Origin of the sequence: Mesorhizobium sp. WSM3866 (assembly GCF_002294795.1) — a bacterium.
GTDB lineage: Bacteria > Pseudomonadota > Alphaproteobacteria > Rhizobiales > Rhizobiaceae > Mesorhizobium.
Genome location: NZ_NSGC01000011.1, coordinates 147,098 through 167,564 on the forward strand (window position 1 = coordinate 147,098; position 20,467 = coordinate 167,564).

The 20,467-nt window shown below is 58.7% G+C and carries 13 protein-coding genes and 1 pseudogene; 3 read left to right on the forward strand and 11 right to left on the reverse strand.

The window, feature by feature from the left end:
• Positions 1-2: 2 nt before the first annotated feature.
• Positions 3-1,586 carry an ABC transporter substrate-binding protein gene (locus tag CK222_RS24090; RefSeq protein ID WP_095802120.1) on the reverse strand — a complete coding sequence of 528 codons (1,584 nt, stop codon included), beginning with the start codon at positions 1,584-1,586 and terminating at the stop codon, positions 3-5.
• 435 nt (positions 1,587-2,021) lie between these two features.
• On the opposite strand from CK222_RS24090, the pseudogene CK222_RS33430 reads away from it, so the two are divergent.
• Positions 2,022-2,231, forward strand: a pseudogene (locus CK222_RS33430) (IS21-like element helper ATPase IstB); the annotation flags it as partial.
• Between the two features lie 448 nt (positions 2,232-2,679).
• On the opposite strand, the gene CK222_RS24100 reads toward CK222_RS33430, so the two are convergent.
• The 10 genes from CK222_RS24100 to CK222_RS24145 all read right to left on the reverse strand — a co-directional run bounded on the left by CK222_RS24100 (position 2,680) and on the right by CK222_RS24145 (position 16,975).
• Positions 2,680-3,084 carry a hypothetical protein gene (locus CK222_RS24100; protein WP_095802121.1) on the reverse strand — a complete coding sequence of 135 codons (405 nt, stop codon included), beginning with the start codon at positions 3,082-3,084 and terminating at the stop codon, positions 2,680-2,682.
• 223 nt (positions 3,085-3,307) lie between these two features.
• Positions 3,308-4,702, reverse strand: a complete 1,395-nt coding sequence (locus CK222_RS24105; RefSeq protein ID WP_095802122.1) for an MmgE/PrpD family protein — start codon at positions 4,700-4,702, stop codon at positions 3,308-3,310.
• A 26-nt stretch (positions 4,703-4,728) separates the two neighbouring features.
• Positions 4,729-6,123: an MmgE/PrpD family protein gene (locus CK222_RS24110; RefSeq protein ID WP_095802123.1), complete on the reverse strand. Its 1,395-nt coding sequence runs from the start codon at positions 6,121-6,123 to the stop codon at positions 4,729-4,731.
• 105 nt (positions 6,124-6,228) lie between these two features.
• Complete coding sequence (locus CK222_RS33435; RefSeq protein WP_280951784.1) at positions 6,229-6,357, reverse strand: hypothetical protein; 129 nt, start codon at positions 6,355-6,357, stop codon at positions 6,229-6,231.
• Positions 6,358-6,640: 283 nt separating this feature from the next.
• The gene (locus tag CK222_RS24115; RefSeq protein ID WP_095802124.1) at positions 6,641-8,065 is read right to left on the reverse strand and encodes an aspartate ammonia-lyase; all 1,425 of its coding nucleotides are present in this window, start codon (positions 8,063-8,065) and stop codon (positions 6,641-6,643) included.
• 155 nt (positions 8,066-8,220) lie between these two features.
• The gene (locus CK222_RS24120; RefSeq protein WP_095802147.1) at positions 8,221-10,695 is read right to left on the reverse strand and encodes an FAD-dependent oxidoreductase; all 2,475 of its coding nucleotides are present in this window, start codon (positions 10,693-10,695) and stop codon (positions 8,221-8,223) included.
• Positions 10,696-11,686: 991 nt separating this feature from the next.
• Positions 11,687-12,868 (reverse strand): Xaa-Pro peptidase family protein, encoded by a 1,182-nt coding sequence (locus CK222_RS24125; protein WP_095802148.1) that lies wholly within the window; start codon positions 12,866-12,868, stop codon positions 11,687-11,689.
• Positions 12,869-13,894: 1,026 nt separating this feature from the next.
• Complete coding sequence (sucD, locus tag CK222_RS24135; RefSeq protein ID WP_095802126.1) at positions 13,895-14,794, reverse strand: succinate--CoA ligase subunit alpha; 900 nt, start codon at positions 14,792-14,794, stop codon at positions 13,895-13,897.
• 14 nt (positions 14,795-14,808) lie between these two features.
• A complete protein-coding gene (locus CK222_RS24140; RefSeq protein ID WP_095802127.1) occupies positions 14,809-15,993 on the reverse strand; it encodes a malate--CoA ligase subunit beta in 1,185 nt (394 codons plus the stop codon).
• A gap of 19 nt (positions 15,994-16,012) precedes the next feature.
• The gene (locus CK222_RS24145; RefSeq protein ID WP_095802149.1) at positions 16,013-16,975 is read right to left on the reverse strand and encodes a CoA ester lyase; all 963 of its coding nucleotides are present in this window, start codon (positions 16,973-16,975) and stop codon (positions 16,013-16,015) included.
• A 541-nt stretch (positions 16,976-17,516) separates the two neighbouring features.
• Here CK222_RS24145 and CK222_RS24150 point away from each other — a divergent pair.
• Positions 17,517-18,989 carry an NAD-dependent succinate-semialdehyde dehydrogenase gene (locus CK222_RS24150; RefSeq protein WP_095802150.1) on the forward strand — a complete coding sequence of 491 codons (1,473 nt, stop codon included), beginning with the start codon at positions 17,517-17,519 and terminating at the stop codon, positions 18,987-18,989.
• 12 nt (positions 18,990-19,001) lie between these two features.
• Positions 19,002-20,405: an aspartate aminotransferase family protein gene (locus CK222_RS24155; protein WP_095802128.1), complete on the forward strand. Its 1,404-nt coding sequence runs from the start codon at positions 19,002-19,004 to the stop codon at positions 20,403-20,405.
• Positions 20,406-20,467 lie beyond the last annotated feature (62 nt).

The following is a 20,467-nucleotide window of genomic DNA, read 5'->3' on the forward strand; positions in this document are numbered from 1 at the left end:
GTTCAAGCCTCGAGCCAGCACTGCGTCAAAGCGTAGCCGTTCATCAGCGAGTCGACCCGTCCGACGTAGCCGCCAACCTGATCGGAGATCGCATCGATGAATTGGTTGAACATCGGCACGATCGTACCGCCTTCATCGCGAACGATGATGGCCATCTCACGATAGAGGTTCTTGCGCTTGTCCTGGTCAAGTTCGCCGAGCGCTTCAGTGAGCAGCTTGTCGAACCTGTCGTTGTAGAAGTGCGTGTCGTTCCAAGGCGAGGTTGACCGACAGGTCGTCGAGTACATCCACCCTTGAGTGGCGCGCCCCCTCCAATTGGCGGCGCAGAAGGACTGCTTGTTCCAAACTCCCGACCAGTAGCCATCTTCTGGTTCTCGTTGGACCTCAATAGCGATGCCGGCCTTGGCCGCGCTCTGCTGATAGAGTTGCGCGGCGTCGACAGCGCCTGCGAAGGCGGCATTTGAGGCCCGGAGCAGGATCGGTCCACTGTGGCGCGACTTCTGATAAAGGAACTTGGCTTTATCAGGATCGAAGGTGCGCTGCTCGATACCCTCGGGAAAGAGAGGATACGCAGCGTTGATTGGAAAGTCGTTGCCCACAGTGCCGTAGCCGCGAAGGATCTTGTCAACCATTTCTTGACGATCCACCGCGAGCTTGAGCGCCCTCCTGAGATCCGCATTATCAAATGGCGCAGTGTCGCAGAACATGTTGAAGACATAGTGGCCCGGACCCGACAAGGTTTCAACTCTCAGGTTTGGCACGCGCTTGATGAGATCGACGACCTTGCTCTCAACCTTGTTGATCATATGCACCTGGCCGCCCTGCAGCGCCGAAACGCGGGCCGTTGTGTCGTTAATGGCGAGGATCTCGACCTGGTCAGCGAACCCCATCTTGTCGGACTGCCAGAAATTGGCGAAGCGCTCGCCCCCGTGGCGAACGCCGGGTTCGTTGACAGCCACCTTATAAGGACCTGCGCTGATGCCTTCCGCAGGATTGTCCTTGCCGCCGTTGGGCTGGATGACGAGGTGATAATCCGCCATAAGGTAGGGCAGTTCGGCGTTCGGATCCTTAAGGGTGATGATGACATCGCGGCCATCGGCTTTGAGGCTTTCAACACCGGCCAAGATGCCCTGCGCGCCCGACTTCGACTCCTTGTTTGAATGGCGCTCCAGCGTCGCCACAACGTCTTGGGCCGTTACAGTCTTACCATTGTGGAATTCGACGCCCTGGCGGACTTTGAAGGTCCACACTTTGGCGTCTTTGGACGATCCTATTTCCTCGGCGATGCGAGGCTCCAGGCCGCCATCGGCGGTCAGCGCAACTAGAAACTCGCCCCAGCATTTGCCGAAGTAGGACATCAACTCAATAAATTTCCCTGGATCGAGGGTGTCTGTAGCCGCTCCGCCCACGATGCCGGCTTTCAAGATGCCGCCTCTTTTGGGGGCCTGCGCATTCGCGGCGCCCGCAAGTAGCGAGTTGGCGAAGGTGGCACTGACACCGAACGCCGCTGCTCGGCCGAGAAACTCACGCCGGCTCACCTGGCCAGCAGCAAAGCGCCGGCTCAGAGAATCGAGTTCTTGCGTCATGGCGATGCTCCTCCTAGGTTGTTCCCATAGGGGCCGACGATCGGCCTTCTCTAGAACAATAATACCAAGTGTCCGCGCTGGTTTGCGCAGTTTGTTCGGAGATCGGTGCAGAAAAACGGCACATTGTCGCGGTCTTGCGCCAAAGTGCGTCGATAGGGACAGCGCCGCCGTGACGCTCAGCACCATCTGCCGATCGCTACTATCGACAACCTTCAGCTTGCGCCGTCGAGGCCGCCTGCCAGCAGGCGCTCGCCGATAACGTCAGCTCGTCGGCATTCATACTCAACATCCTGGCTCCGCCGGCATGATTCGGACCGGGTTGCGACGATCCTCACACTCGCCTAGCGATCGAGCCACCGGCGGACTGCGCCCGCTCCACAGAGCAAAGCTGAAACGCACCGAGATGGACCTGATAGGACGGTGAAACTGTATGAGATGCGCAGCGCCTATGAGGAGATCATGGCCACCCAAATCAAACGGCAGCACGAGCCGCCCGGGATCGTCGGCGACCTGCTCTCAGCCCAGATGACCCAGAAGCAGGCCCACTCCCTAAATACCGGCGCCGATCAGCGCAACGCCGTTCTCATCGGAGCGCTCATCCGCAACCGGACGCGGGGTCGCTTCACCGCCGTCGTCGATCTCGTCACCGGCTCGAGACCGAGCACCGCGCCGGAAAGCAGGACGCATATCGACCATCCGATCCGGGTGCCCGCGGCAGAACTCATCGGGCGGCAAGGACGCCTCGGCGGGATTAGCAAGCAGAGCGATGCATATCCGCCGGCTTTTCGTGGTGGGTGCCCATGCCGTACTCCGCCAGCCGAAAAGGAGAAGCGCCACCAACTCGCTGACGGCCAACCCTTCTGATGGAGAAGCCATACAACGTCGTCGCCGTCGCCGGGGGAACAAATGGCGAGGCTCGAAGCAATCGAGAAGAATGCCAAGATTGGTGACGCGCTGATGGTGTGATCACGGACGGTCGAGATCGGACAAACCCGCTCAGTGGGTGGTTAAAAAGCCGGGCGTTGTCCTACCGCAGCGTCGCACCATCCGGATGAACACGCCACGACCGACAACGCGGCTCAAATTTGGTGCGTCAGCCCCAGCGGTAGGCCGTTCCGTGAAGTTCGCCGCCATCAACACCTTGCCGCCGGTGGGCGAGCAGAAGCACTACAGTCCACAAATTCGCACTTCCTTCCACGCCATCGAACAGAATTCGCTGCAAGGTCGCGAAGCCGATCGACTGGAAGGTGGTGACCAACTTGCCGGTCGAAGGTCTCTCCGTGGCGTTCGAAAAGCTCGGCTCGTGCGCCCTGGGCTGGAAGGCGGACGTGTTCCACAACACGCGAGCTGAAGCGTCCCCCATCTGGTCTCGCTTCCGATTACCGAGGGCCATTGGAGGCACGGTCGCGTTCGGGATGTCGATCCGGTCGAGCGCAGTGATCTCGGCGAACGTAAGAGCGTTGCGCCCCGCGGCGTCGCTGACCCGCGTTTGCGGCACGGATCGGTAACCCCGGCGTCAAGTTCCTTCAAATTCCGAGTTTCTGCTCTTTCAGAGAAGCGGCCAACGTCCTGTCTGGGCCATAGCGAACGCGGATTAGATCAGAGGGGGAAGGCCACCAACACGCTGAGTCTCTTACCGGTGCTTACGAACGAACCGGCCAGCGGCTTCTGAGCAGAAGCCTATCGACCATCCTTCCAACCCGCGCTGACCAGTAATGTCATCACTCTGTAACGAGGCATGTTGTGAGTGGGCCTAGATCGGATAACTCCTCTAACTGCTCGATTGCCGCAAGCGCTCGGTCAGTCTGAGTGGGACCCAGCACGGCAGCCCCGCAGTCACGGAATTTCTCCACAAACTCCCAATCCGCCATTGGGTTCTCTGGATGACCACGCATGTGATGCACGGCTTTCTTTACGACCTGTCCGTCCTCAAGAGTGATTTCAACCCGGGCAGCTGCACAGAAGCTTCTCGGATCACGGTTAGTCAGCTCCGGATCGAAGTCAAGCCTTGAGATGCCAATCAGCCGGCGTACAGCCGGGTCATTAAGAACTTCCTGAGAAAACTCGGCAAGAGATACACGCCCTCGGACTAGCGCGACCGCGGAGCAAAACTCCATACTAAACTTGCCCTCCATAGGCGTTTTGGGGGCATGGTACGCCAAGTCACCACCCACACCTGGAGCAAGCAGACATCGAATGGACTTTACGTCTTCAGGTCGAATGTCATGCCTGTTGCGCAATTCGAGAACAGCATCGATGGCCGAATGGGTATCGAGGCAGGAGGGGTATTTCTTGAAAACGATCCCGGGGGAGCGGAGATCGAACGGATTGCCCAGGAGTGAAACCACATCCACGGAACGATCACGTTGTGGCACATACGTGTCAAGAAAGCCGTTCGAGCCGGCAAGCGCATCCGAATTTGCGGTCGCATCTGCTGCTGCCAAGAGTGCCGCCTCTAAGCCATCCCTTGCGGCGAAACCGCAATGCATGGGCTTAACCATCGTTCCAATATTCGAACGAATGCCGGCAACACGGGAAGCTGCGATGCTAATTGCGGTAGCTGTGCGTTCTTCGTCGAGTCCAAGAATCTTCGAAGCTCCAGCGGCGGCGCCAAACACGCCAAGTGCAGCGGTGGCGTGCCAACCCGACTTATAGAGCTCGAAGCCAGCAGCGCGGCCCAGCTTTCCCATCACTTCGATGGCAGCGGCATACGCAAGGAGGACGTCTCTGCCAGAACACGCCGCCATTTCACCGGCAGCCAAGATCGCAGGGAGTGCAGGCGCGGTAGGATGCCCGCACATAGGATCGCTAACGTCGTCAAAATCGCAAGCGTGCGCCATGACACCGTTGGCGAGCGCGGCGCCAAGCGGCGAACTGCGAACTGAATGGCCAAAGATGGCCGCATTCCCGCCCGTGGGGCTCGCATTCACTATCTTGTCTAGGACCATTTGCGTCACCGGCTCTGTTGCGCCCGCAATAACGCAGGCCAGGCAGTCCATTATGCCGTATTTTAGAGTATTGAGGTCGGTCGGCGACAAGGCGCCAAATTCTAGCCGACTGACGAAGTTCCCTATCGCCTTCGTCAGCGAGCCAGCACCGTCTGCAGTTGAGTTCATAAGGCTTTCCCGGCTCTTGCTAGCTACTACTTAGCCGCCACGAGCAACTCAAAGAGCGGCTTCAAGGTGGCCTGCTTGTCGAGGTCGTTGACGAAATCCCCGATCAAATCGAGTTGCTTAGCGGCGAACGGTATCATCGACGTTTCGGCACAAGCCTTAAGCTTCTGGACGCCATCAGCGATGGAAGCCGGGTTTTCTGGATGTCCAAATGCCTTATCGACACGGATGGAATGTTCCACGCCACCTTGTAGCGTTACTTTGACCGTTATAGGCGAATTGGAGTAAAGACCGTGCGTGCGCTCGATCTCAGGATCAACTTCAATTTTAGTGACCCCCATAATCCGGCGCACGGCCTTATCAGTCAGCGCGTCCGGAAGGAAATCGCGGATTATGACTTGGCCACGCTGCGCCGCGACAGCGGTGGCGTAAGGCAGGCTGAAACGCGCCACGACCGGTTCCTTGGGATCCCATTTTTGATCGCGAGGTTGGACTACAAAATCCTCAGCGAGACGATTCAATCCGAGCTCAATTGATACGATACTATCACCCGTAAATTGGTGCCGCTTCCGCAATTGCAAAAGACCATCGACGGCCGGATGTACGCACTTGCAGGCCGGCCAAGGCTTGAAGCTAATGGAGGCGTTAACATACTCCTTCCCTAGCCCGTCCATGAGCAGATTGGGATCATAGGCGGGTTCGAAGGCTCTATAAAAACCATACCTCCCAAAGAACGGATCCCGCGGTCCGTTGAAGCCCACCATCGCCGATAGCGCCGATTCCAGACCAGCACGCGCCCGCAAGCCTTGCTGCAACGAGACGGTGTGGGAAGCTTCCTCATACATCTGGAGCTCGCCCGCGGCATGGGCATAAGCGATTCCGAACGCATTCCGCGTTTTCTCTTCATCGAGCCGCAGCAATTTGGTGCTCAGTGCGGTTGCGCCCCAGACGGCGACCATATTGTCACGACCCGTCTCTATAGCGTTGGTCGTAACGCTGCGGGCCAGGCGTATGTGGAGATCCATAGCCGTCGCGACAGCCGACACCAACTCACTACCGGTGATGGACGTATCCCGTTCCGCCAGGGCCAGTGCCGGCGGAACATCGTATGCGCTTGCGTGACAGCCATTGATGCAAAGCTCGTACGTCTCGTCGAAATCGAGCGCTCTGGCCGTCGTCGCGTTGACAAGGGCCGCCAAGCTTGCAGGAAGCTGCGCTCCAGAGATCCAAACAGTGCACTCTGGGTTGCCACCCGACAAGGCAGCTAAATCGCGAGCGGAATGCGCGATAGGGTCGTTTGACCCGCCGATGGCGCAGGCAATCGTGTCCAGGATGGAGAGTTTCGCACGTTCTATCGCTTTGGCGGGTATCGTCTCGATATTGGAATCGAGAACATGCCTTATCAGTTGCGTTGTGGTATCCATTGTCGAACCTTCAAACCAATCGAACGAGCGTCCCGGGTTCCCAGGCAGAGCCTATCACGACGACTGCGCTGATCGGTGACGACTGAGAAAGCCGCTCGCGCCAATTCAGTCGGCGTGAGTACAGATAAAGCGGATCGGCATAATTTTTGCGCAATTCAACAGGCATTCGGCGCAGGAAAGCTGCATCTTTGCTCTATCGACGCGAAAGAGCCGCAGCAAGATTTTCAGGGTCATCCTGCGGCCACCTGCTTTAGCGACAAGCCGAGCGGAACTTTTCGGCGATGCGGCTAGGCCAGGAAGCACTAAGCGCCTTGAGACAGCACATTTGGCTTCGCCGTTCGATCAATCCTGTTTGGTCCACCAGCTGTGCTGCTCGGGGGGTCGTGGTCCTCCAGCAGCTCGCTTCGGCGGAAGCATTCACAGGAACGAATTTGTTAAGTGACGCTGCTCTCGTTTGACAATGCGCGTGCAGAAAGGTGTCGATCGGCAATGCCAAAGATGCCTTAACTGACCGCAGTTACGATGCCAATCGTGATCGCATTGGCCCGGTCAAAAGGTGCGGATCGGCGGTTTGCGCGATGAGGTCCTCCGAAAGATCAGGCTGCTCAACCAGGACTTCGCGAATCGTTTTGCCGGAGGACAAGACTTGCTTGGCAAGCTCCGCTGCCCGCTCGTAGCCGATCACAGGCGTCAGTGCTGTCGCCACGGCGGTACTGCCCTCGAGGTGTTTGCGGCATGTCTCTGCATTGGCAGTGATGCCCGCGACGCACTTCGTGCGCAGCACATCCACGGCATTGGTCAGAAGCTCAAGCGAGTGCAGTATGTTGTAGGCGATCACCGGCTCCATCACGTTCAACTGCAGCTGCCCCGCTTCGGAGGCGAGAGTGATCGTGAGATCGTAGCCGATGACCTGGAAGGCGACCTGATTGACCACCTCCGGCACCACGGGATTGACCTTTCCGGGCATGATCGAGGAGCCCGGCTGAAGCGCTGGCAAATTGATTTCGTTCAGGCCGCCGCGCGGGCCGCTGGAAAGCAGCCGCAGATCGTTGCAGATCTTAGAGAGTTTCGTGGCAGTCCGCTTCAGCATGCCCGAGAAGAGCACGAAGGCGCCGGTATCCCAGCAGGCTTCGATCAGATTACCGGCCGAGACGATGGGCAGGCCGGTTATCGCACGCAATTCGGCGACAGCTGCCGCCTGATAGTCGGGATTCGTATTGATCCCCGTGCCAATCGCAGTGCCTCCTAGGTTGATTTCATGGAAGAAGGCGGCAACCTCACCGAGACGAGCCACATCTTCCTGCAGCGTCGTCGCGAAAGCCTGAAACTCCTGGCCCAGCGTCATCGGAACTGCATCCTGCAACTGCGTCCGGCCAAGCTTGATCACATCCGAAAAGTTTTCCGCTTTGGCCTCCAACTCGCTGGCGAGTTGCTCCAAAGCTCGCTGCAGCGCCCCGCGTGAAAGAAGGATCGCCAGTCGAATCGCCGTTGGATAAACATCGTTTGTAGATTGAGCGAAGTTGACGTCGTTGTTGGGATGCAGCTGATCGTATCGTCCGCGTGGCAGCCCCATGATTTCCAGCCCGCGATTGGCGATGACCTCGTTGATGTTCATATTAGTCGAGGTACCGGCACCACCCTGAAACACATCGAGCGGGAACTCGCCAAGATGCATGCCTGTCGCGATTTCCTCGCAGACCTCGCAGATGATGTCTGCCTTTTGCTTTTCCAGATCGCCGAGCGCAGCGTTGGCGCGGGCTGCTGCCATTTTCACATAGGCAAGCGCCTTGATGAGGTTTGGGAAATGGCTGATCTGGATGCCCGAAATCGGGAAGTTGGCAATGCCACGTGCCGTCTGCGGGCCGTAATAGGCATCGACCGGGATGCTCACCAGGCCGAGCGGATCCTTCTCAATGCGCTCGATTTGTGAACCTTTGGTCACGAAGAATACCTCGTCATTTCACTGCCGCTCTGGTCGAAGGTGCGCGTAAGTTGGAGCTTTACGCCAGAATGAGGGTGAGCCCACCGGGCTTCGAAGTGGTTGCGGGGCGGACCTACCTAGGATTGAGCTCCTTCCGGTCTCACAGCCCCGCACACCTATTGCTTAGCCCGATCCCCGTTTGGATCAAAAAACGCCCGCAGCGATGCGTCGGCTTCGTAGAGCTTGCCGGCGATCTCGATTTCCCACTGACTGTTCTCGATCAAGTCCTTCGTGACACCGACGGGATGGTTCACATAGCCCAGTCCGATTGAAGTTCCGATTGTGAAGCTCTTCACGCCAGAGGAAATATAGCCGACTATCCGCCCGTCGCAGCGGATAAGCTCTTCATGAAAGAGAACAGGTTTGGGATCGCGAAGCTTGAACGATACCAAACGTTTTTTTAACGCGCCGGCATTTTTTTGTGAAGCCAGAGCATCTTTGCCGATAAATCCGCCTTCTTTATTCCAGTCCACCGTAAATCCCAAACCGGCTTCAAGCAGTGTATCGACTGGCGTGAGATCGAGCTGGTATTCGCGGTAGGCGCGCTCGGAGCGGAGGTGTTCAAGCGCGTGGTATCCCGCAGCCTTGAGGCCATAACTCTGGCCGGCCTCCCACACGACGTCGAACACATGCTGTGCCATTTCGGTTGGAATATGAAGCTCCCAACCAAGCTCTCCGACATAAGTCAGCCTATTGGCTATTACACGAGCATACCCGATATCGATTTCCTGACTGGTGGCGAATGGGAAGGCCGTGTTTGCCAGATCTGTATCCGTTACCCGGGATAGGATTTCGCGCGATCGCGGGCCTTGCAATGAAAGGACCGCGTACCCAGACGTGAGATCGGTGACAGTGACATTCCATTCATCGGTAATATGCTTTGAAATCCATGCCTTATCCCTAGGATGGACGGTCGCTGAGGAGATAATGAGGAACTCCGTCTGCGACAAGCGGTTTACAGTAATATCTGTTTCTATCCCGGCCTTTTCATTGAGCATGTGGGTGTACACCAGCTTTCCAACAGGAACATCCACATTGCCGGCGCAAAGCCACTGAAGGAAGCGGCAGGCGTCGCGACCCTGAACCAGATGTTTGCCGAAAGAACTTTGGTCCAACAAGATAGCATCGTTGCGGGCAGCCCTGCACTCCTGACTAACATACCTGAACCAGTTCGGCTCGTCGTAGGAGTAGATGTTTTTGGTCGGCTCCCCCACGCCTGCGAACCACATGGGACGCTCCCATCCCATTCCTTCACCAAAGCTGGCTCCAAGCCTCGCCCACCGGTCGTGAAGGGCGCTTTTGCGAACCCCTCGGGATGTCTCAGGCTGGTAGGCCGGCCAGTGCATCTTGTAGTGAAGGCCCAGCACTTCGGCTGTGCGATCGTGCAAATATCGCTTGTTGACCTGGAAGGGATGAAATCGGGCGACATCAACGAAGCTGATGTCCATTTGAGGCGCGCCCGCGACGATCCACTCTGCCAGAGCTCGCCCTGCGCCTGCGCCGAATTCAATGCCCTCTGAGTTATAACCGGTGGAAACGTAGAGGTTTTTCAACCCAGGAACTTCACCGATCATGAACAGAAGGTCTGGGGTGAAACTTTCCGGACCGTTGAAAAACTTGGCAATGCCGGCATTCGCGAGATCAGGGACAATTTCTATCGCCTTGGTCATCGGCAGTTCAAAGTGCTCCCAGTCTTCCGGCAGCTCGATGAAGGCCGAGTCCTTTGGAAGCTTTGCCATCGGCAAGGGTTTGCCCCAAGGCTCGAAGGCACCCACCAGGAGCTTCCCTGTGTCTTCTTTCAGGTATACATGTCCGTCGGTGTCGCGCAGCACAGGTAAGGTCGGCGTCGCAAAATCCATCGCGTCGGTCACCACATAAAAGTGTTCTGCCGCATAGATCGGAATGCGTGCACCTAACTTGGTGGCAAGATCTCTTGTCCAAAGCCCACATGCGAGTACAAGAATTTCAGCTTCGATGACACCATCCTTGGTCCGGACCTGGTAGTTGCCGTCTACTGTCTTCCAAACGTCGGTTACTTCAGCGTTTTCTGTTATTTTCACACCGTTTTTCTTGGCCCCAATTGCCAATGCCATGCACGTGTCAACAGGATTGGTTTGGCCGTCGCCCGGGATAAAGACTGCACCTTCGATGATTGAGGCGTTGAGGGCTGGATAGAGCTTCTTCGCCTCGCTCGGCGAGATCATATTGGCCTCAAGGCCGAAACTCTTGGCGATCGATGCGTTGCGAGCGGTTTCGTATAGGCGATCTTTGGTTCTGGCGACCCCGAGCGTGCCATTTCGCTTGAATCCAGTAGCTTGGCCGGTCTCCTCTTCCAGAGCGGAGTAGAGTTCTGCATTATACTTTGCGATCTCCGTTAGCGCGTGAGTACCACGCGTCTGCATGATCAAACCCGCCGCGTGCCAAGTTGTGCCGGATGTAAGGGTATTGCGCTCTAAGAGAGCGATGTCCTTCTTTCCGTTCTTTGCAAGGTGAAAGGCAATGCTTGCGCCTGCTATGCCTCCACCAACGATCAGAATTTCGTGGTGCCGAGTCGGTACTTCACGAGGACGGGAGGGCGGGATCGTGATCATATCGGTATCCTTGTTCGTTCTCAGAGAAGGAGCGGCAAAGTATTGCAACAATTCAGCTTGAGCCTTGATGCAGCGCTTCAGCGCACTTACAGCCCACGTCCAAAGTCCGTCCTTTTTCAACAGACTAGGGGGCGACGCTGGTGGAGATGGTGCTAAATAAGCCCGATTGCGGTGTCGTTCTGCATATTTTGGACTTCAGCGCTGAATTATTGCACGCGCGGGACGGCGGGGCACAAACAACCCGAAAGTGCGCGGCGCATACCTTGCGCCCCGCGTCCAGGGCCAGGTCGCCGCTGCACAGTCTCTGCGACGGCGGCTCTCGATTTTGGCCGCCCTTTGGCGGTTCCGATAAGAACTCTCCCAGCATGCGCACGAGCCTTCGCGGCCGTGGGTCGCCGGATTATGTGGTAAGTTGCCGACACCGTCTTTGATCAGAGCCGTGTCGACCCGATCTTGGGGTGCATCAGAGCCGAAGGGTTTTTGCAAAAGGCCACCTAAATCGAACTCTCACCTTGGCGGCAGCAGGGAAAGGGAGCGCCCGAGGAAAGGAGCGGTCGAGCAGCGGATGTGACTGATCCGCTTCCGATGCAAACGCACTCGACTCAAGGGGAGCTTCGTCAAGAAGGCACGAAGCCAAACGTCGAATCTCCGCCTGTCTTGGCGAGACGACAAATGCAGGCGTTTGTCTGTTTTAGTTATAGGAGCCAGGTCTGCGTGGGGAAGATCATCCTCGGAGTTCGGCCCGCCGTCCTGCACGCTTGCTGGTGAGGTTGTTACCGACGACGAATGCGCGGCCGGCACTCCTGCTAGGCGCTTCGATGGCCACCGACGAGCCAAGACACCGCGCTATCCACGGGACTTTCATCTGCCGGCTGCCCAGGCCGCCCCACCCAACTCAGTTGCGGCAATTGTGTGAAAACTGGCCGAATTGGGAACGACTTCAGTGCGCCTTCCCAATCCGGCTGAGTAGACAAATGCAGAGGCTTTTTTGCTAGTCCACGACTATTAGCTCGCGGGCGACATCGGCCAGCCGCTCGCCACCCTTATCGGTAACAACAAACGACTCCGAGATGGCGGCTCCGAAGGCAGGAGGCCTCACCCCTGATTGGAAATGGAAGCACATTCCCGCTTGTAGCACCGTCTTTTCGCCGGCGCGAATGCTCACAGTACGCTCGCCCCAGTCCGGCGGAAAATTCATGCCGATCGAGTAGCCGGAACGGCCTTTTTTGACGTACCCGTGACGGTTGAGAACGCTCAGCCAAACGGTGTTCAGTTCGTCGACGATTACACCGGGCTTTGCCATTTCTAGAACAGCATCGCCACCTTCGATGATGGCATTGGCGAGGTGCTGGGCCTCCTTAGGTGGCTTTCCCATGTAGACTGTACGCGTCAGAGGGGCGTGATAATGGCGCCTGGCCGCCCCAATCTCCAGGAGAACCAGCCCCGACTTGGGCAGGGGCTTGTCCGACCATGTGAGGTGTGGAGCGTTCGTCTTCTCGTCAACCTGTATCAATGGACAGAGGCTTGTATAATCACCGTACTTCCCATCAACGCCTCTTGTCTGATCGGCATATATCTGAGCGACGATTTCGTACTCAGGAACTCCTGGCTTCAGATTATTGATCGCCTGGCGCATGGTGTGGCTGACAATCCGACCCGCTTCCCTCATATAGACGAGTTCGGCGTCGGATTTGACGAGCCGGACCCAATTAACGAGGCCGCGGCTGTCAGAGAACTTTGCATTTGGAAGACCGTTGACAAGGTGCTGGTGCGCTCGAGCGGTGTAGAAGTGCGCATCGAGCTCAACCCCAATGCGATCGGATCCCCATCCACGCGATTTTATGATTTCGCTGACTTCGTCGTAGGGATGCAGTTCCACGTGATGGAGCCGGTCATCGGAGAAGTTGATGATATCCTCAGCGGCCAGGTTCGTCGTCGCACGGGCGCCGTTAACGTCAACCAGCCGCCCGATCCACACTGGCGAGTCCGACTTCAGATGCAATAGAACCACTTGAGGCGTATAGAAGGACCATGCGTCGTAACCGGTCAGCCAACACATATTCGCGGGATCTTGGCAGATTAGCAGGTCGAATCCTGCTTCCTCCATCCGTTTCTTCACGTCTTGGACACGGCGTCGATATTCCGCCGGCTGAAAGGGTTTTTCAAAGTCCATTGTAGTCGTCCTCTGCACCTAGGTTGGCTGACCGGACCAAGCATTGTTGCCCAATCCGTGCTGGTTCCCAACCTAGCATGCTTATATGCTTGCTTTGCGCGGACCTCTTCGTCCAATCGCAGAAAACCTGCGTTATTTGGGCTCCGTGCGCAGCTTCACCTCCCTTGTGAAACGGCTCGACGCATGTCCGGGATGCGATACGGCCTTGTGTTGGAGCCAAATAGCCGGACAATGGTGGAAATATGACCCTCCGCTTGATCACGGAAAAGCGACGCCGAGAGCGGGCTCTCTGGAGAACGCTGCAGGATGCGCACGCTGGCGTCATTCAGATCAGATGGTCCACCTGGGACGGCCCACGGCTGTGCAAATATCCTGTCGTCCCAATCGGTTGTGCTTTGTCTGATCTTTTCGACATCGTCGTTCTCTCTCTTTTCTACTAAAAAACACTTCGCCGCTTCCCGCAACGCGAATCTCCGTTGGCGTCGTCAGGTCCGGTGCGCCGTGACGCCATGATCATCGACGACGCACACAGCCGTCTCGTCCAGTCCACAAAAGAATTCCATCGTTCGCCTCCTGCGCTGTTTCACAGGCGCAGAATGTTCAGCCGAGTCGCCACCCCTCGCCAGCGGCGCCGCAGCCGACGCACAGGTTTGCTGTCCAGCCAGGCGCCCGCCCCGATTACGGGCGGCATTTGCAAAGCGGCGTTGCGCATGGCCCCGGTAGGGCATTGGGAGCGAAGACAATCCCCGATTTAGCAGCCCAAGACCGTGCTACTACGCCAAGCCCATGCCAGAGCCCGCTTGGCATGACAGATAGCGGCGACGTGCTGACCCGCACCTACGTGGTTCCATTTATCCACTGTTCAACCCGCTAAAGACGCACCGAAACTTGGCTTTCGCAAGACGCGGGGCCGCGACATCATTTGACCGAAGCGCCGCCGAAAGTCGCGCTAATTTGCAAGCTTCGTAGTCTTGAATGCGACGAACGGCTCCTTTTACCGGTCCTCAAATTGACCGGCATGTTGCGCTATGCTGCCTTGGTCCGATCCGCCATCACGCCGGCCACGACCTCGCCGAAGGATGACGGCGTCGGCACGATGACGACGCCGGCTTCTTTCAGGATCTCGACCTTTTCCTGCGCCGACTCGCCGAAGGCGGAGATGATGGCGCCGGCATGGCCCATGCGGCGGCCCTTCGGGGCGGAAAGGCCGGCGATGTAGGCGATGAGGGGCTTCCTCATATTGTCGCGCGCCCAGATCGCGGCTTCGGCTTCCTGCGGTCCGCCGATCTCGCCGATCATGACCACGGCATCGGTTTCGTCATCCTGTTCGAACAGCTTCAGCATGTCCTTGAAGGACGAGCCGTTGATCGGATCGCCGCCGATGCCGACGCTGGTCGAGACGCCGATGCCGAGCGCCTTCATCTGCGAGGCGGCCTCGTAGCCCAGCGTGCCCGACCGCCCGACGATGCCGACGCGGCCGGGAAGGTAGATGCTGCCAGGCATGATGCCCATCAGCGCCTGTCCCGGCGTGATGATGCCGGCGCAGTTCGGCCCGACCAGCCGCATGCGGTCCTCGAAGCGGTAGCGGCGCATGTAGCGCTTGACCTGCATCATGTCCTGCGAGGGGATGCCGTCGGTGATGCAGACGCAGAGTTTTATTCCCGCATCCGCCGCCTCCATGATCGAATCAGCCGCGAAGGGCGGCGGCACGAAGACGATGCTGGCCTCGGCACGGGTTTCGCGCACCGCGCCCTTGACGGTGTTGAAGATCGGCAGGCCAAGATGCGTCTGGCCGCCCTTGCCGGGGGTGACGCCGCCGACGAGCTTGGTGCCGTAGCGCTTCATGTCCTCGGCATGGAAGCTGCCGATCTTGCCGGTGAAACCTTGCACGATGACGCGCGTGCTGCGGTTGAGCAGGATTGCCATTTTTCTGTCCTCCCTCAGGCTGCTTTTTTATTGGTGGCCGCGCGCCATGCGGCGACGGCCCTTTCGGCGGCTTCTGCAAGCGTGTCGGCGACGATGACGGCCTCGCCGGAATCGGCCAGGATCTTGCGTCCTTCCTCGGCCCTGGTGCCGGCAAGCCGGACCACCAGAGGCACGTTGACGCCGACTTCGCGCATCGCCTTGACGACACCCTCGGCGACCCAGTCGCAACGGTTGATACCGGCGAAGATGTTGACCAGGATGGTCTCGACATTCTTGTCGCCGAGCACGGCGCGGAAGGATTTCGCCACCCGCTCGGGCGAGGCGCCGCCGCCGATGTCGAGGAAGTTGGCCGGTTCGCCGCCGGCGATCTTGATCATGTCCATCGTCGCCATGGCGAGGCCGGCGCCGTTGATGATGCAGCCGATATTGCCGTCCAGCCCGACATAAGAGAGGCCGCGGTCGCTGGCGAAGGTCTCGCGCGGGTCCTCCTGGCTCTTGTCGCGCAGCTCCGAGATTTCGGGGCGGCGGAACAGCGCGTTCTCGTCGAACGACATCTTGGCGTCGAGGGCGACGAGATTGCCGTCGCGGGTCACCACCAGCGGATTGATCTCGAGCATCGAGGCGTCATAGTCGCGGAACACCTGGTAGCAGCCGAGAATGGTCTCGGTCGCCTTGCCGATCAGGTTGCTTTGAAGCCCGAGGCCGAAGGCGATCTCGCGCGCCTGGAAGCCCTGCATGCCGACACCGGGATCGACCGTGGCGCGGATGATGGAATTGGGTTGCTTCTCAGAAATGTCCTCGATCTCCATGCCGCCGGCGGCTGAGGCAACGATCATGACGCGCTCTTCCTTGCGGTCGAGAACGAAGCCGAGATAGAGCTCCTGCGCGATATCGACGGCTTCCTCGAGATAAAGACGCGAGATCAGCTTGCCGCGCGGGCCGGTCTGGTTGGTCACCAGCTTGCGCCCCAGCATACCTTCCGCTGCGTTGGAGATCTCCTCGTCATTGGAGCAGAGCTTGATGCCGCCGGCCTTGCCGCGGGCGCCGGAATGAACCTGCGCCTTCAGCACCCATTTGCCGCCGCCGATCTCACGCGCCCGGTAGGTTGCCTGCTCTGGGCTATAGGCAAGGCCGCCGCGCGGGACGTGAACCCCGTGGCGTGCGAGCAGTTCCTTGGCCTGATATTCGTGAATGTCCATCTTGTCCTCCCAAGAACCTTCAGTGCGTGGCGGCCTGCGCGTGGCCGGCGCGTTCGATTGCTTCGTTGACCACCAGCACATTGCGGGCCATGCGTTCCGACGCCGCGTCGATCATTTTGCCGTCGAGCGCTGCGGCGCCCCTGCCGAGCGCCTCTGCTTCCTTCAGCACTTCCAGGATGCGCCTGGCGCGCGTGACCTCTTTCTCAGGCGGTGAGAACACGTCGTTGGCGAGCGCGATCTGCGAAGGGTGGATCGCCCATTTGCCTTCGATGCCAAGTGCTGCGGCGCGCCTTGCGGCCGCCTTGTAGCCCTCGGGGTCGGAGAAGTCGCCGAACGGCCCGTCTATGGCGCGCAGGCCGTAGGCCCTGCAGGCAACCGTCATCCGCGACAGGGCGAAATGCCACTGGTCGCCCGGATAGTCGGGATTGAGACCGCCGATGTTGACGGTGCGCGCCTTGTTTGAGGCGGCATAGTCGGCGACGCCGAAGTGCATCGCCTCCAGGCGGCCGGGCGTCGCGGCGATCGCCTCGACATTGGCCATGCCGAGCGCGGTTTCGATCAGAGCTTCCAAGCCGACGCGGGTCTTGTAGCCCTTGGCCATCTCGATCTGGTTGACCATGGCCTCGACCGTATAGAGGTCGGCCGGAACGCCGACCTTCGGCACCAGTATGGTGTCCAGCCGGTCGCCCGCCTGTTCCATCACGTCGACCACGTCGCGGTACATGTAATGGGTGTCGAGGCCGTTGATGCGTACGGACACGGTCTTGCCCTTGGCGCGCCAGTCGATGTCGTTGAGCGCCTGGATGATGTTCTTGCGGGCGCGTTCCTTGTCGGGCGGCGCCACGGCGTCCTCGATGTCGAGGAAGATGAAGTCGGCGGCGCTGTTGGCCGCCTTTTCGATCATCTCCGGGCTGGACCCCGGCACAGCCAGTTCGCTGCGCTGGAGTCGCAGCTTCTTCAGATGGTTGATGGTGTGGCTCATTTTGCGTCTCCTCTGCTCCCAGGCCGTTTGACCAGGCCAGACATTCTCCATGCCCGCTTGCCTTCCTTCACAACGATAGCACGCCTCGACGCCGGGCTTGTGCTTCCAGGGAGCGAGGTGCCGAACAACATCTGCGTTTTTTGCGTGTCCGCGCAGCTAATCCTCTTCCTAGTTCATTCGGCCTTACCAGGCGGGCGACGCCCGCTCGGAACTCCCGCCACAATGTATCTTTGGCAAGAGGGAAGTGGTGGGGCGGGTTTGGACGAATTAGATCTCCAGGCGGCGAAGGCTAAGCACGTTCGAGACGCTTGCCAGGGCACATCCCGCAAGTCATAGCCCACCACGTCGTAGGCTGCGCGAAGACTGGCATAGATGTTCGCCTTTCTTAATACGGCTCCCAAAAGCGGGCCGAGATCGACGGAAAAACTCAGCTTACCGTCATTATTCGCAGGAGAACGCCTTGGTTGCCATACATCACGCTGCCAATCGCCGCAGCAGCGGGGCTAGTTTGATGAAAATGGACAATGGATTCGGGGTCAACATGAAAGGTTCAGCAACCGCACTAAGGGGCCTAAAACGCCAGGATCTTTTACAAAAGTGTGCGTATGTGAATGGCGCTTGGCTGTCCAAGACTGAAACACTCTCCGTCGTCGATCCGGCCACGGGCGAGGAGCTGGTTCAAGTGGCAGCCTGCGAGATGTCCGACGTAGACACCGCAGTCCAAGTCGCGAAAAGCGCATTTGAATATTGGCGCGATGTTCTTCCTTCGGCAAGGGGCGCATACCTGCGGAAATGGGCCACGGCTATGCGCGACAATGCGGAAGACCTTGCCGTTATCATGACTGCCGAGCAAGGCAAGCCGTTGGCCGAGGCGCGCGGTGAAATTTCATATGCCGCTAGCTTTCTTGACTGGTTTGCAGCGGAGGGCGAGCGGGCCTATGGCGAGACCATCCCGAGCCACCTCGCGGGCAGCCGACTCTCCGTGCAAATGCAGCCGGTCGGTGTAACCGTTGCCATAACCCCCTGGAACTTTCCCTCGGCCATGATCACCAGGAAAGCAGGAGCCGCGTTGGCTGCGGGTTGCACCATGATTGTCAAGCCCGCCCCGGAAACGCCCTTGTCAGCTCTGGCGCTTGCCCGGCTGGCCGAGGACGCAGGAGTTCCCGCCGGCGTGTTTCAAGTGATCACGGGAGAGGCTGCCCCACTCGCCAAACGACTGCTGAACCACACCGATGTGCGGGCATTCTCCTTCACGGGTTCGACCGAGGTCGGTCGAATCCTGCTCGAGCAGTCCGCAAAAACGCTGAAGAAGGCTTCACTCGAGCTCGGCGGCAACGCTCCTTTTATCGTGTTCGACGACGCACCGTTGGAGGCTGCCGTAGCTGGATGCATGGCAGCCAAATTCGCCACATCCGGGCAGGACTGTCTGGCAGCGAATAGGATCTACGTCCAGCGGGAAAGCTATCAGCGCTTTGTAGAGGAATTCGCAAAGGCCACCAGTAAACTGAAAGTGGGCCACGGATTCGAGTCCGGTGTCGACATTGGTCCAATGACCAAACCTTCCGTCGCGGAGAAGTGCAGACGACAGGTTTCCGACGCTCTTTGTGCCGGGGCTCGCATCGTTGTTGGCGGCGACAATCCGCTCAGCGGGAATTTTGTGACGCCGACTGTTCTAGCTGACGTCACTGACGACATGCTGATCGCCAAGGAAGAGACCTTTGGGCCGGTGGCTGCAATCCTTCTGTTCGACAAAGAGGCGGAAGTGCTTATGCGGGCCAACAACTCGGAAATGGGCCTTGCGGCTTACGTTTACACAAGAGATCTGAACCGCGCCATGCGGCTGACCGACCAATTGGAATACGGCATGGTCGCCGTCAACACAGCAAAATTTACCGGCGCACCCATACCTTTCGGCGGATGGAAGCAATCCGGGCTGGGCCGGGAGGGCTCAAGGCATGGTCTCGCCGAATATCTGGAACCCAAATACGTGTGCATCGGCAACATCTCGGACTGAAAGGAAAGCCCTATGACTATCAACATCAAGGATATCAGCGAAAAAGATAGAAACGCTGTGCTGCATCCATTCACGCAGCTCAAGGATTTTGCCACCGGCAAGCTCGGTGAGCCGACCATCGTTGAGACAGGCAAAGGCATTAGGATTCAGGATGCGCATGGCAACCAGCTGATCGACGGATTCGCCGGTCTCTATTGCGTCAACGTCGGGTATGGCCGCACGGAGGTCGCCGAAGCGATTTCCCGGCAGGCTTTCCGGCTGGCTTACTACCATTCCTACGCTGCCCACACCACGGACGAGCTTGCGATCCTGTCCGATCGCCTCGTCAAGATGGCGCCGGGCAAGATGAGCAAGGTCTTCTACGGCATGTCCGGGTCGGATGCGAACGAGACCCAGGCGAAGCTCGTCTGGTACTACAACAATCTGCGTGGCAAGCCAAACAAGAAGAAGATCATCTCGCGTGAACGCGGCTATCACGGCTGCAGCGTCGTGTCCGGCTCGATGACCGGCATGAGCTTTTATCACGACCACATGGACCTGCCACTTCCGCAGATCGTTCACACCGGTGTTCCACATCACTACTGGGGCGCGCATCCAGGCGAGTCCGAACGGGAATTTTCAGCGCGGCGCGGCGAGGAACTTGATCAGCTAATCGAACGGCTTGGGCCAGACAATGTGGGCGGCTTCATCGGCGAGCCGGTGCTCGGTACGGGCGGCATCACGCCTCCGCCGGAAGGCTACTGGCAAGCAATCCAGGCCGTGCTCAAGAAGCACGACGTGCTGCTCATCGCAGATGAAGTCATAACCGGCTTTGGCCGAACCGGCTCCATGTTCGGCTCGCACCATTACGGCATCGAGCCAGACCTCATCACGATCGCAAAGGGTCTGACTTCGGCCTATTTCCCGCTTTCCGCGGCCATTGTCGGTGAAAAGGTCTACAAAGTCCTGGAGGACGGGGCGGACAGAGTCGGCGCATTCTCGCACGGTTACACCTATTCGGGCCACCCGATCGGGGCCGCCGCGGCCAACGCGGTTCTCGATATCGTCGAGAAAGAGGACCTCCCCGGGAATGCCCGCGAGGTCGGTGCATTCTTCCAGGCGCAGCTGAAGGCGAAATTCGCGCAGTTGCCGATTGTTGGCGAAGTTCGCGGCGTCGGCCTCATGGGCGCAATCGAGTTTGTGGCCGATCGAGACAATCGGAAGCGTTTTGATCCGGCACTCAAAGTCGGTGCGCGAATTTCCAAGGCAGCGCGTGAACGCGGCCTTATCGCTCGCGCCATGCCGCATGGGGACATCCTCGGCTTCGCCCCTCCGTTGGTGACAACGAAGGGTGAAGTCGAAGAAATCGTTGGCATCGCTGAGAGTGCAATTCGTTTTGTCATGGATGAGCTCACGCGAGACGGGCATAACATCTGAAGCGCGGGCAGCCGAATTGCGGTGTCAGGAGGCCCAGAAACCTCCAAAGGTTCGGCCGGCGC